The sequence below is a fragment of the Kitasatospora sp. NPDC018619 genome, from assembly GCF_044391605.1.
In the GTDB taxonomy this organism is placed as follows: domain Bacteria; phylum Actinomycetota; class Actinomycetes; order Streptomycetales; family Streptomycetaceae; genus Kitasatospora.
The window spans coordinates 25,923-39,270 of the sequence record NZ_JBISAI010000001.1; the positions used below are offsets into that span (position 1 = coordinate 25,923).

At 78.1% G+C, this 13,348-nt stretch carries 6 protein-coding genes; all 6 read left to right on the top strand.

The window, feature by feature from the left end:
- Positions 1-68 precede the first annotated feature (68 nt).
- The 6 genes from ACH5AR_RS00040 (at position 69) to ACH5AR_RS00065 (ending at position 13,332) form a co-directional block, all read left to right on the top strand.
- Positions 69-662 (top strand): Pycsar system effector family protein, encoded by a 594-nt coding sequence (locus tag ACH5AR_RS00040; RefSeq protein WP_396299041.1) that lies wholly within the window; start codon positions 69-71, stop codon positions 660-662.
- Between the two features lie 122 nt (positions 663-784).
- Positions 785-3,169, top strand: a complete 2,385-nt coding sequence (locus tag ACH5AR_RS00045; RefSeq protein WP_396299042.1) for a VWA domain-containing protein — start codon at positions 785-787, stop codon at positions 3,167-3,169.
- Positions 3,170-3,309: 140 nt separating this feature from the next.
- Positions 3,310-6,813 (top strand): tubulin-like doman-containing protein, encoded by a 3,504-nt coding sequence (locus ACH5AR_RS00050; RefSeq protein ID WP_396299043.1) that lies wholly within the window; start codon positions 3,310-3,312, stop codon positions 6,811-6,813.
- Positions 6,810-9,350, top strand: coding sequence for a hypothetical protein (locus ACH5AR_RS00055; RefSeq protein ID WP_396299044.1), 2,541 nt, complete (start codon positions 6,810-6,812; stop codon positions 9,348-9,350). Before ACH5AR_RS00050 ends, ACH5AR_RS00055 begins: the two co-directional genes overlap by 4 nt.
- Positions 9,344-11,419 (top strand): hypothetical protein, encoded by a 2,076-nt coding sequence (locus ACH5AR_RS00060; RefSeq protein ID WP_396299045.1) that lies wholly within the window; start codon positions 9,344-9,346, stop codon positions 11,417-11,419. Before ACH5AR_RS00055 ends, ACH5AR_RS00060 begins: the two co-directional genes overlap by 7 nt.
- Positions 11,416-13,332 carry a hypothetical protein gene (locus ACH5AR_RS00065; RefSeq protein ID WP_396299046.1) on the top strand — a complete coding sequence of 639 codons (1,917 nt, stop codon included), beginning with the start codon at positions 11,416-11,418 and terminating at the stop codon, positions 13,330-13,332. The genes ACH5AR_RS00060 and ACH5AR_RS00065 overlap by 4 nt, the downstream gene beginning before the upstream one ends.
- The last annotated feature ends 16 nt before the right edge of the window (positions 13,333-13,348 follow it).

Below are 13,348 nucleotides of genomic sequence, written 5' to 3' on the forward strand. Positions count from 1 at the left end.
ACGACGACCGTGAGGACCCCGACCGGGACCGCCGCCGCGGTCCCCCCGGTGACAGGAGCTGACCGCTCATGACCGCGACCGGACCCGCCCCCCTGCCCGCCCCTGATCCCGTCCCCCTGCCCGCGACGTCCCCCGCGGCCGACCCGGCGTCCGACCCGGCGTCCGACCCCGCCGCCGTCCCCTGCTCGGACGAGGCCCGCTTCGTCGCGGACCGCCTGCTGTGCGTCGTCCGCGAGGACATCGGACGGGCCGACACCAAGTCCTCGATCCTGCTCACCGCCGCCCTCGGCCTGCCCGCCCTGATGCTGGACCGCACCTGGGCCGACGGGCGGCCCGGGACGCTCGCCGCCGTGCTGCTCGCGCTCGGCGGCCTGTTCTGGGCCGCCGGCGCGGTCGCCCTGGTCCGGGCGATCCTGCCCCGCACCGGGACCCTGCGGGACCACGAAGGGGTCACCTTCTTCGGCGACCTCCTCAGCTCCGAGGGCCGGTCCGGCCTCACCGAACAGATCGTCGCGGCCGGCCGGGACCCGCTCGACTGGCTGCTCGTCCAGGCCGTCGACGTCAGCACCATCCTGGCCGCCAAGTACCGCCGGATCCGCTGGGGCGTCGCCTGCCTGGCCCCCGGCTCGGTCCTCGCCACCGCCGGGATCCTGCTCACCTGAGCGACCCGCACCCACCGACTCACCCCGACCGACCGCGCCACCCCGACCGACCACCCGCCACCGGCCGCCGCCCGGCCGTCCGCCGGCCGGTGGAACGCACCCCGCACCCAGAGGAGACGACGGTGCCACACCTGCTCTTCGCCCGCCCGCCCGGGCGCGGCCCCGCCGGCGCACGGGCCCGCCGGCCCCGGCGCGCCACCGGCGGACTCGGGCGGGCCGCCGCCCTCACCGCGGCGTCCCTGCTGGCCGCCGGCCTGCTGCCCGGCCCGGCCGCCGCCGATCCGAGCCCCACCGCACCCGCCGCACCCACCGCGCCCGCCGCACCGACGGCGGCCCCGACGAGCGCCCCGCCGACGCCGCCGCCGGCCGCCATCGGCCCGGTCGACTACGCCATCGCCGTGGACGAGTCGGGCAGCCTCAAGCCCGCCGAGGTCGACCGCGAGCGGGCCGCCGCCGCGGGGATCGCCCTCGGCGAGGTCCACCCGAAGTCGTCCGTCACCGTGCTCGGCTTCGCCAGCGCGGACAACGACTCGCAGCACCCGGTGGACGAGGTCTGCCCGCCCACCGTCCTGGACGGCGCCGGGCGCGACCGCATCGGCAGCTGCATCAGCCAGCTGCGCAGCCGTCAGCCGAACGAGGGGCAGGGCACCGACTTCCCGAACGCCATCCGCCAGGCGGTCAGCCGGCTCGACGCCGGGGCCGACCCGGCCACGCCCCGGGTGCTGTTCCTCCTCACCGACGGCAAGCTCGACGTCGGCGACAGCCCGGCCTACGGCGGCGACCCGGCGCACCGCGCCGAGGAGGGCGAGGCGAAGCTCGCCGAGGCGCTCGCCGCCGCGAAGGCCGCCCGGATCCAGGTCTGGCCGCTCGGCTTCGGCTCGGACATCGACCGGGCCGCCCTGGACCGGATGGCGGCCGCCGGCTTCCAGGACGGCTGCGTCGACCTGCCCGACGCCCACCCCCGGGCGACCGTGGTGCCGGATGCCGCCGCCGTCGCCGCCGCCCTGCAGACGGCCTTCGCCGCCGCCCACTGCCTGCGGGCCACCACCGGCGGCACCGGCCGCCCGCCGATCGACATCAAGGTGCGGATCTCCCCGCTCACCACCGTGGGCAGCATCGTCGTCGACAAGGGCGACCCGGCCGTCACCGCCACCTACGTCGACCCGTCCGGTCGCGAGATCACCGCCTCCACCACCGACGAGCGGTCGAAGTTCGAGCTCTCGCCCCGCGACCAGGCGGTCGAGTCGCTGCGCATCACCGACCCCGTGCCGGGCGAGTGGACGGTCCACCTGGACGCCCCGGCCGACCACCGGGCGCAGCTGGCCGCCGTCAGCGTGCTGTGGCGCGGCGCCCTGGTCGGCTCCATCACCATGGCGCCGCCCTCGCCGCGGGCCGGCGAGCGGGCCGTGGTGACGCTCAAGCTCCAGACCCGCAAGGGCGTGCGGGTGGACGACCCGAAGGACCTCCAGGACCTGCGGGTCAGCGCGGTCCTGACCGGTGAGGGCTTCGCGCCGGTGCCGGTCCAGCTGGCCCCGGACCAGCAGGGCGGCAGCGGCGTGTTCAGCGGGACGGTGACGGTGCCCGCCTCCGCGACCGGCCGGATCAAGGCCTCCGGCACCCTCGCCGCGTCCGGGCTGACGGCCGACGAGGACCGCTCGCAGGGCACCCGGGTCGCCCCGGCGGTGCCGCTGGTGACCGCCGCCCTCACCCTCGACGGCGCGCGGAGCCTCGACCCCGGGGACGCGCTGGCCGGAACCCTCGCCGTGCACAACGCGGACGGCGCCCCGCACACGCTGCGCCTCACCCTCCGGGACGCCGCCCCGGGCCTGCTGGCCGTCTCCCCCGGGGAGGTCACCCTGGCGCCGAACGAGTCCCGCCAGGTGGGCGTCAGGGTGACGGTCGCCCGGGCGGGCGCCTTCCACGGCCGGCTCGACGGCGGGGACCTGCGGCTCGGCGGCAAGGTCACCGTGCTCGACGGCAGCGACAGGGACCAGGTGCTGGCCGACACCCCGCTGGCGCTGACGGTCACCCGGCCACCGGGTTTCTGGGAGACCTGGTGGTGGGCGGTCCTGCTGGGCGGCCTGGCGGCGGTGCTGGCCGTGCTGGCCGCGACGGCCGTGCGCCTCCAGCGCAAGCGGGGCAGGAGCCCGGCCGGGCTCAGGCTGCTCCTGCTGGACGAGCAGGGCCGCGACCGCGGCGACCTCGCCACCGACGCCGGCAGCGGGGGCTGGTTCGGCTTCGAGGTGGAGGGCCTCGGCGGCGAGCACCCGCGGCTGGTGCGCCGGCCCGGCGGACCGTACCGGATCCAGCGCAGCCTGGACGGCGGCGTGGTGCTGGAGCGGCGCGGGCAGACGAGGAGCCGGATCCAGCCGGAGCACGCGGTGCCGCTCGCGGGCGGGCTCTTCGTGGAGGTCCGCGACGAACGGCGGCGGCGGACGGCTGCCGCCGCCACCGTGGCGTCACCAGGCGCCGGAGCACCGTCCGACGTCGGCGGCGACTACCTCTGAGCGTCCCCGGCCCCCGTCCCGGCCCCGATCCACCACCCCCCACCCACCACCCACCCTCGAACACCCGGACCACCACCTCGACCCGTGCCGGTCGACACCCGAGCCGGCCGCGCCCGCGCGGCCGGATGAAGGCGGAACCCATGAAGATCTTCCAGCCGATGCTGTTCGTCGGCCTGGGCGGCACCGGCGGCCTGGTCGGCGCCGAACTGGAGCGGCGCCTGCGCGCCGAACTGTGCGGCCCCGACGGCACCGCGCTCACCCACCTCGGCGGCATGGCGCCCCACCAACTGCCGGACTGCCTCCAGTTCGTCTACGCGGACTACAGCGAGGCGGACCTCGCCCACCTGCCGCTCTCCACCACCGACCCGGCGCTGCGCGCGGCGTACAGCCGCACCTCCCGCGCCACCCCCAACCTGCTGCCGAACTACGACAGTTCGCCCGACATCACCAAGATGCTCCGGGCCAGCCTCTCCGGCGAGACCGCCTCCTGGCTGCCGCCGCGCACCAACGAGCCCAGGGTCGTCCCGCTCAAGAACGGCGCCGGGCAGCTGCCGACGGTCGGGCGCGCCGGGCTGTTCGGCACCCTGCGCGACGGGCTGGACCCGGTGCTGGCCCCGCTGACCGACGCCATCGACGCGCTCGCGCGCTGCGGCGGCGCGCTGAGCCAGCTCGGCGGCGGCCCGGTGTCCGGCTGCGACGTGTTCGTGGCCTTCTCGGTCGCCGGCGGCACCGGGGCCGGGATCTTCCTGGACTACCTGCACCTGATCAACCACGCCTTCCAGGAGAAGCGCTTCGACGGCGTCAAGATCTATCCGCTCGTGGTGATGCCGTCCGCGTTCCCGGCCGCGCGCGGGGGCGGCCGGGAGGCGGAGCTGAACTCCGCCCGCGCCCTGGTGGACCTGTTCCGCCTGGTGGACGAGCAGAACGCGCCCATCGAGGCCGCCGAGGTCGGCGACCTCAGCGAGGACCTGACGCTGCGGATCCGGTACCCGCACGCCGCGCCGATCCGGCTGCGCAGCGGCATCCTGCCGACCGCCTTCCTGTTCAGCCGCACCGCCGGCATCCGCCAGGACGACCTGCGCCGCTCGATGGTCTCGCTGGTGATGTCGCTGATCGGCACCGAGCTCGGCGACGGCCGGGAGAGCACCCGCTCGCGCGCCGACGACGACTACCAGACCTTCGCCGCGAGCTTCATCAATCGCGGGGTGCACCGGGCGGCCGTCTCCGCCTCCGGGATCGGCCGCCAGGGCGTGTCGACCAGCCTGGTCGCCTCGATGACCGCGCCGACGGACGAGCTGGCGGCCCTGGTCTCGGGCCGCTTCCTGCGGGCCTCGGTCGAGCAGCTGAGCGGCGGCACCCGCCGCGCCCACCGGCCCGTCGAGGAGCTGGTGAAGCAGATGTTCGCGGACTCCGGCCTGGAGGAGCTGCTGGAGCGCCGGGCGCTGGAGCTCCAGCCCTTCGCCGCGGAGCCGCGCGGCGGTTCGGCGATCGAGGCCGCGCTGATGGCCCGCCAGGGCGACATGCAGCAGGCCCTCGCGAACCTCACCCGGCTGGTGGCGCAGCGCACCGCCGAGATGGCGCAGAACTTCGCGCCCCGGCGGGCGGTGGACAAACTGCTCGCCACCGTGGACCCGTTCACCGTCGAGCGGGTCGTCAAGGGGCGGCCCCAGGAGGCCGACGACCTGGCCCGGCTCGGCTTCCTCGGCCTGCTCGACAACCGCACCCGGACCCCGGCGCTGCCCCCGGGCACCCCGGACCAGCCGCCGCCGGTGCCCCGGATCAGGCGGCGCGCCTACGGGCTCGCCCAACCGCGCTGGGGGGACGAGGACGTCCAGACCGTGCTGCGCGAGCAGAACGCCTGGTACCGCTGGCGGGCCCGGCAGGTCTGGCACGACGGCTGGCGCAACCAGCAGCAGCGCTGGGAGCCGGCCGCCCGGGCCCTGGAGCGGGAGGTGACCCGCCTGGTCGAGGCCCTGCACCGGCACAACGCGCAGGAGCCGAAGGCCTTCGCCGAGCAGTCCCGGGTCCTGTACGAGGACCGGACCGGCGTCTCGTACCTGCTGCCGCCGCAGCGCGACCTGCGGCACTTCTACGACGACCTGGTCGCCAGGCTCGCCACCCGCGAGGGCCTGGCCGACACCGGGGACCAGGCCGCCCTGCTGCTGCGGCTGGTCGACGGGGACGAGTGGCGCGCGGCGCACGCGACCAGCCGGCGCGACCCGGACGGCGCGGTCGGCGCCGTCAAGGCGGTCGTGGAGGCCGGGGTCAAGCGGCTCTTCGCGGAGAGCGGGGAACAGCTGGAGGAGCGGCCGCTGCTGCCCTCCATGGGCGTCCTGCTGGCCGCGGCGGCGGGCAGTGCCGAGGCCGGCGAGCAGGTCAGCCGGGAGGCCCTGGACCAGTTCGGCCGCAAGGTGGCCGGCCTGCTCCCGGCGGGCTTCGTGCCGGAGGGCACCGGGCCGCTCAAGGCGCTGGTGACGTACCCGAAGGTCAGGAACGTCGACGAGGCCGAGGACTACCTGCGCCGGGCGCTGCGGCTGCCCGGGGACGCGCGCGCGGAGTTCCGCGGCGTGGAGACGGAGTCGATCACGGTCGTGCTGTTCCGCAGCGAGATGAGCCTCACCGAGGTGCCCGAGGTCCGCAAGGTGCTGCGGCAGTGGGCCAAGGCGAGGGAGGCGGAGCAGGCCGAGGACGTCCTGCGCTGGCGCCAGCGCCTGGGCTACCGGGACGACTGGCTGGTGTCCACCGAGGCGGACCGGCGGCACGTGCTGCACCGGCTGCTCTGCCTGCTCTGGAACGGCCAGGTGGAGGTGCTGGAGGGCCCCGAGGACTCGCCCCGGCTGATCCGGCTGCGGCTGTTCCGCGAGCGCGGCCCCGAGGTGCCGAGCCTGCGGCTGCGCCTCGGCGCGCAGCACGACGGCGTCTCCAGCTGGGCCGAGCTGCTGCGCGCCTACGAGCGCTGGACGGTGCTGGACGACGAGCGGGCGGTCGGGGACTACGCCGAGCAGCTGATGGACGCCCGCCCGGCCGGGCTGACCCGCTCGGCCAGCCGCCCCGACCCGCTGTTCGTCCGGCTGGTCGAGCAGATCGCCCCGCAGCAGCTGCGCCTGCTCACCTCCCGGCGGGCGTCGGGCGGGGAGCGCGTCGAGGGCTGGTTCCGCCCGCTGTGGCAGTTCTGGGCGGAGACCCTCCCGGCGGCGCTGAGGACGGAGTTCCGCGACCAGCGCGCCGTCCAGCCGACCCTGGAGCGGCTCCTGGAGGCGATCGGGCGGGGGGAGCTGTCGCCGCGTCCGGCGGACGAGGTCGAGGACGACGGGCCGGTGCAGCCGGTGCGCGGCGAGGAGGAGGACTGGGGCACCGCCCGGCGTGCCGACGGGGCGGACCAGGAGCGGGTGCGGGACCGGGAGCCCGACGGCGACCGCGGCCGCTACCGGGACCGGGAGCCCGGCGACGACCGCGACCGCGACCGGGAACCCGTCCGTGACCGCTACCGCGCACGGGACCGCGAGCGCGACGACGACCGCCGCCGCGACCGGGTGGGCGACGACGACCGCCGCCGCGGTACCCGCGACCCGTTCCGCAAGCCCGACGAGCCGTCGCTCCCGGACTGGTACGACGACGACCGCGACGGCGGTGACGACGCATGAGCGAGCCGATCCGCGCCCACGCCCCGGTCCTCCACCTGGACCTGCGCACCGCCGAACTCGCCGGCACCGACCCGGCCGACCTGCGGGCCGCCGTCGCCGACCGGCTCGCCCGGCGCGGCCTGCCCCGGCCGCACGACCACCGCTTCCTGGTCGTCGACACCCCGGCCGGCCTGGTCGATCACCGCACCAGGTACGAGCAGCTGATGGGCTACCCCGCGCCCGGCCGGGTGCGCGTGCTCTGCCTGCTGGTCGGCGGCCTGCCCGCCGTCCCCGCCGAGGACCGCCCGGCCGAGCGCCGGCTGGTCCGCCCGGCGACCCTGCGCGGCCCCGAGGCCGGGCTGGTCTGGGCCGGCGACCTCCACGCGGGCGACGGCCGGCCCGGGGCCGCCGAGCCGGACGACCCGCACGCGCTGGCCGTCCTGGTCGACCTGCTCACCCTGCCCGAGGTGTTCGACGAGACCCTGGACGTGCTGGGGGCGCTGCCCGACGCGGTCGCCGCGCCCGGCCTTCGGGTGCTGGAGCACGGCCTGGCGCCGGAGGTCCGGGGCCAGGCCTGGAACGAGGCGCTGCTGCGCTTCGCCGGCTCCCACACCGTCGCCCCGGCCGGGACGACGGCCAGGGCCGGCGCCGACCTCCCGCCCGCGCTCTGCGCGCTGGTCGCCGGCGCCACCTCCGGCAGCCCCGGCCGCCGGGAGGACGGCGGCGCCGCCGCCCGGGCCCACGGCGAGGCGGTCGCCGCCCTCGACGCCGCCGACGACGGGCTGCTGACCTTCGGCAGCCCCGTCGGCCTGCTGACCGGCTCGGGCCGGGCCGGTCTGGAGGCGGCGCTGGACCGCGCCCGGCAGGCGCTGGACCGCTACCGCGAGGTGGTCGGACAGGTGCTGCGCAGCGACGGCGGCACGGCCGGCGCGCTGCCCGCCGCCGAGTCCACCGCCCGGCTCGCCCGGCTCGGGATCGCCGTCGCGCCCGCCGCCACCAGCGGCGAGCGGATCGGCGACAGCCTGCGCAGCCTCGCGCTCGGGCTGCTGCGCGACGGGCTGCCGCTGCGCGCGGTGGCGCAGCGCTTCGCCCTGCTCGCCGAGCAGGTGCAGCCGCTGTCCAACGCGCCGCTGCTCGCCGAACTCGCCGGTCCGGGCGCGGCCGGCCGGCCGGCCGGCCCGCTGGAGCCCGACCCGCCCGGGGCCGGGGTGCTCGCCGTCACGGCGCTGGCCGGCCTGCTGGGCGGGCTGTGGACCGGGGCGGCGCTGCCGGTGGCGCTGGCCGTCCCGGTGCTGGTCGTGCTGGGCGTGCTGCTGGTGGCGCGCCGGCTGCCCGGCGGCCCGGCCAGAGCGGCGGACGGGCTCGGCTTCGGCGCGGCGGCGCTCCTGGGCGCCGCGGCGGGCGCGGCGGGCGCCTCGCTGGTGGGCCTGCCGCTCTGGCCGGCCGCGCTGGCGCTGCCGCTGGCCGTCGGCGGCTGGGCCTGGCTGCTGCTGCGGCTCTGGCACGGCCACGCCCAGCGCTGGGGCCGGGAGCGCGGCACCGCCCCGTTGCGGGACGAACTCGACGGCCTGGACGGGCTGTTGGCCCGGGCGCTGCGCGAGTTCTGGGCGGTCGAGGAGCGCCGCTACTGCGCGGACGCGGCGCTGGCCGTGGCCGGGGTGCTGCGGGCGACGGCCGACGCCGCGGCGGACGAGGCGGCCCGCGGCCTCGACGCCGGGCTGCCCGAGGGCCTCGAAGAGGAGCTGGACAGCTGGCTGAACGGCCTCGGCGAGGAGAGCGGCGGGTTCGAGGAGCCGGAGTGGTCGGAGGACTACGACTGGGACCTCGACCCGCCGCGCTCCGGCCCGGACTCCGACCCCGACGACGACGGCGACGCCGGCCCCGCGCCCGACGACCCGGGCACCGGCCGCCCCGCGGCGGCGCCCGCCTGGCTGGAGCGCGGCGAGGCCAAGGGCGGCCCGGACCTGGTCACGGTGCTGACCGCGGACCTGACCGACGCCGCGCTGGCCGCGCTGGCGCCGTACTGGGGCGCGGTCGAGCGCGGCCACGTCGGCGCCGCCGCCCGGGAGCGGATCGCCGAACGGGTCCGGGAGCACCTCGGGGCGGTCCGCGACCACCTGCGGGACGACGACGTGCTCTGCGCCCCGCCGTACGCCTCGCCGGACCGCGACCGCGGCGGGCCGGCCGGCCTGCTGGGCATCGACGCCCGGCGGACCGCCGACCCGGCCGTGCTCGACCCCGACGGGCGCACCGTGGTCCAGCTCAACTCCTCGGAGCAGCTCCACCTGCTCAGCCGCGACCCGCTGGCCGTCGCGCTGATCCGCTTCGGCCCGCAGGCCGCCCGCGCCGCCGCCGGAGCCGACGAGGCCTTCGGTGACCCGGCCTTCGACGGGCGGCGCTACGGCGGCGCGCCGGGCCCGGGCGAGCGGCGGGAGGTGCTGACCGCCTCCGGCCGGTACGCCGGCCTGCTGCGGCTGACCGGCCTGAGGCCCGGCGTCGTCCGGACGGTCCGGCAGTGGCACGACGACCCGGCCCAGAGCGAGGAGCAGGAATGGTGACCACCCCCGGGCCCGGCCCGCGGGCCGGCGGCCCCGCCCGCGCGAAGCCCGTCGAACTGGCCTTCCTGACCCCCGACGGGCGGCGGAACCGGACCTGGGCCCGGTTCGGCGCCGACCCGGGCCCGGCCGCCCGAGGGCCGCTGCGGGCCCGCCGGGCGGTGCTGAACAACACCGTCCGGTGCCTCCAGGTGCGGGCCGCCGGGGCCGACGCGCCCGGCGGCGCCGAGGCCGCCCCGGCCTCCTTCGCCGCCCTCGACGCCGAGACGGCCGTCGCGCTGCGGCTGCACCGCGCACTCGCGGCGCCCGGCGAGGACGGGCCGTTCCCCGCCCTGATCGGCTACGAGCTCGACGGCGCCGAGCCGTTCGCGCTCTACCGGCTGCCCCGCGGCCGCACCGTGGAGCGGCTGCACGGCCTGCCCGGCGCCCAACTGCGGTTCATCGAACGGGACCTGGTGGATGCCCTCGCCGTGCTCGCCGAGCTCGGCCTGGTCCACCACGGCGTCGCCCCGGGCACCGTCCGCTGGGACGGCCGCCGGGTCCAGCTCTGGGGCCTGGACGCGGTGACCCACACCGGCCGCCCCCGCACGCCGCGCGGGGCCGCGCCGTACGCCCCGCCCGAGGTGCGCGACGGCGTCGGGTGCAGCGACCCCCGGGACGGCCTGTGGAGCGTCGCCCAGGTGATGTACAGCCTGGTCACCGGCCGGGAGGGCGACCCGGACCGGCCGCCGCCCGACCTGGCCGACCACCGCTCGCTCGCCCACACCATGGGCCCCGCCTTCGCCCCGCGCGCCGCCGACCGCCCCACCCCGGCCGCCCTGTTCGGCCTGCTCGCCCCCGACCGCGCGCCCGCCGCCGACCGGCTGGCCGCCGACGGGCTCGCCGCGCACCGCGCCGGGTACGACCGGACGCTGGCACTGAAGCGCTCGGCCGGCGCGGCCGCGCCCGGGGAGCCGGTCGGCGAGCCGGCCGACCGCGCCGGGGGCACCCCGGGCGACGCGGTGCTCTGCCCCTCCTGCCTGGAGCCGATCCGCTACGACCCGACCGCCCTGTACACCCCCGACGCCGTCCAGGAGCTGCGCCCCTACGACCCGCAGGCCCAGCCCAACCCCCGGCTGCTCGCCGACGAGCTGCGCGGCGCCTTCCAGCTCTGCCCGGGCAACGGCACCGTCCGCGAGCACCACATCCCCGTCCCCTACCTGAGGAACGGCCGCCCGCTGACGGTGGCCATGGTCGGCCAGTCCAACACCGGCAAGAGCCACCTGCTCACCCAGATGGTGGCCGAGATCGCGGACGACCGGCTGAAGCCGTACGGCATCAGCTGGCAGTCCGTCAACCCGCAGCAGCACGCGGGCTTCCTGACCAACCGGGTGGTGCCGCTGCGCGACGGCCGGGTGCTCGCCCACACCGCCGCCCTCGGCCGGGACGACACCGCCCGGTTCGTCGAGTCGCTGCTGATCACCGACGCGGCCGGCCGGACCAGGCCGCTGGCCTTCTTCGACCTCGCCGGCGAGGACCTGCTGCGCACCGACGCCCTGCTGCGGTTCCTGCTCGGCGTCGACGCCCTGATCTTCGTCGTCGACCCGACGATCGCCATGCCGCTCGCCCAGCTGGACGAGATCCGCACGGCGCTCGGACTGCACGTCAACCGGGACGGCGACCCGGCCTTCGCCACCGTCCTGGACCGCGTCCCGCGCACCGGCCCCTACCTGACCGTCCCCTCCGCGGTGGTCGTCGCCAAGGCCGACCTGCTGCGGTCCGAACCCCCCGTCGACCGCTGGCTCGGCGAGCCTGGCCACACCCCGCTGAGCCGCCGACGGCTCCGCGAGGAGAGCCGCGACGTGTACGCCCTGCTCGACCGCCACGCCGGAAAGGCCTGGCTGCGCCCCTTCGACACCGCGCTGCACTGCACCCTGCACGTCGCCTCGGCGACGGGCGGCCGGCAGGAGGACAGCCGCTACCCGCGCGGCGTGCGCGCCCAGCGGGTCCTCGAACCCCTGCTCTCGCTGTTCGCGATGCACGGCATCGTCGAACTCGCCGAGGGCCGATCCCTCCACGAGGTGGACCGATGAACGCGCGAGGCACCGGCCCGGGCCGGGAGAGCGTCGACCAGATCGTGTTCCGCTGGCAGGGCAACCAGGGCCGGCGCGGCGCCGGGCTGGCCGCCGCGGCCTGGTCCTGCCCCCGGGAGGAGGCCGACGACCTCGGCCGGGAGCTCGCCCCGTTCCTGCGCGTCGACGGCGCGCCCTGCCCCAGCGTGGTGCGCACCCGGCTGCGGGACGGCCGCGCCGCCCTCGTCCAGCGCTGGCCCACGGCCGACGCGGGCGGGCGGCCCAGCACCGCCGCGCACGTCCTGGTCGGGCCGAGCGGGCTCCTCGGCCCCCGCCGCTGCCTGGGCCTGCGCGACTGGACGTGGAGCGGGCCGGAGTTCGCCGAACAGGCCCACGGCGGGCAGCCGCCGGTGCCGACCGCGGAGCTGGAGGCGGTCGCCGCCCCGGCCTGGAACGACACCCTGGCCCTCCTGCCGGAGGTCCGCGACGCGCTCACCGCCGCCACCGCCGCCCTGCTGCGCGACCAGCGGTGCTGCCTTTCGCTGCGCAGCGACGCCCTGCCGGGCTGGCCGGAGCGCAACCGGGCCGGGGTGGTCGTCGCGGGCCTGCGCCTGGTCTTCGGCGACCGGCTGGGGCGGCCCTGGACCTTCGCCACCCACGACATGACGGACCGGCACGACCTGCTGGTCACCTGGGTCTCCGAGTGGGCGACGGACGACGGCCGCAACCGCGCGCGCTGCCGCGTCGACCCGAGACGGCCCGCGGAGGACCGGGCGCACGAGCAAGCGGTCCGGCGTGTCGACAGCTGCCTGGACGCCGTCGGGCACGGCGAGGGCCGGGCGGGGCCGGCGCGCGGGCAGCGCGGGGGTGCCCGGCTGCCGGCCGAGGAGCGGCCGCGGCCGAGCGCCCGCGACCACGGGGAGGGGGCCGGGCCCGGCGCCCCCCGCGCCCCGGAGCCGGGGTCGGAGCGGGAGCCGGAGCGGGAACCCGCCGAGGCCGAGGAACCGGGCGGCCGGGCGTCGGTGTACGAGGAAGCCGGGACGCTGCCCGCCCCGCCGGCGCCCGCGGAGCCCGCCGCTCCCGTCCGCTCCGCCCGTCCGCCCGCGGCCGCGTGGCTGCGCGCGGCCCTGCGCAACCCGCGCCCCGACGACGAGGAGGGCCGGGCCGTGGCGGCCTGGATCAGCGGGCTGAACGACCGCGCGGTGCTCGCCCTGCTCCAGGAGGAGGACCTCTCCTACCCGGCGACCACCCAACTGCTGGTGCACCTCTTCGACGGCCGGTCCGACCGCGGCCCCGAGGCGCGGGCCGAACTCTGCGCCGAGGCTTTGCGCCAGCGGCTCTACCTCTTCCGTGACGGGCCGGAGCCGGCCGGGGACAGCGAACTCGCCCGGCGGGCCGGCTGGCTGTTCGGCTGGGCGGTTTCGCCGTACGCCCGGGAGGCCCGCCACGCCGAGGCGCTCGACCGCTGGCTGGCCGGGCTCCTGGCCCACGCCGACTCCGTGCTGGAGGCCGAACTGCTGCGTACCCTGGTTCCCCCGCCGGGGGCACCCGCGCTCGACGGGCTCCCGCCGGACCTGGCGCCCGCCCTGTGGCAGCGGCTGCACCACGGCCGCCCGGCGGCCCCGGCCCCTCGGCCCGCGCCCGCACCGGCACCCCCGCCGCCACCCCTGCCCGCCCCGCAGGAGCCGTCGGGCGCCGAGCTGCCGCCCGAGGCGCCGCCGCTGCCGGCCCCGGCCCGGGCCGAGGAGCCGCCCCCGCCGCAACCCCCGCCCGCCCCGGCACCGGCCGGCCCGCCGCCGCTGTCCGGCTACCGGCGGCCGCAGTCCCGGTACGCCGACGACCAGGGCGACGACCGGAACCTGATCGGCTGGGTGTTCCTCTTCCTGCTGGTCGCGACCATGGCGATCGCCGTCCTGTGGATCTCCCGTCTCTGACGCCCGCAGGCGGGAG

Excerpts from the sequence above, each read along its gene's own strand:
- ACH5AR_RS00050 (WP_396299043.1), top strand. The coding sequence starts at position 3,310 with ATGAAGATCTTCCAGCCGATGCTGTTCGTCGGCCTGGGCGGCACCGGC.
- ACH5AR_RS00040 (WP_396299041.1), top strand. The coding sequence starts at position 69 with ATGACCGCGACCGGACCCGCCCCCCTGCCCGCCCCTGATCCCGTCCCC.
- ACH5AR_RS00065 (WP_396299046.1), top strand. The coding sequence starts at position 11,416 with ATGAACGCGCGAGGCACCGGCCCGGGCCGGGAGAGCGTCGACCAGATC.
- ACH5AR_RS00060 (WP_396299045.1), top strand. The coding sequence starts at position 9,344 with ATGGTGACCACCCCCGGGCCCGGCCCGCGGGCCGGCGGCCCCGCCCGC.
- ACH5AR_RS00055 (WP_396299044.1), top strand. The coding sequence starts at position 6,810 with ATGAGCGAGCCGATCCGCGCCCACGCCCCGGTCCTCCACCTGGACCTG.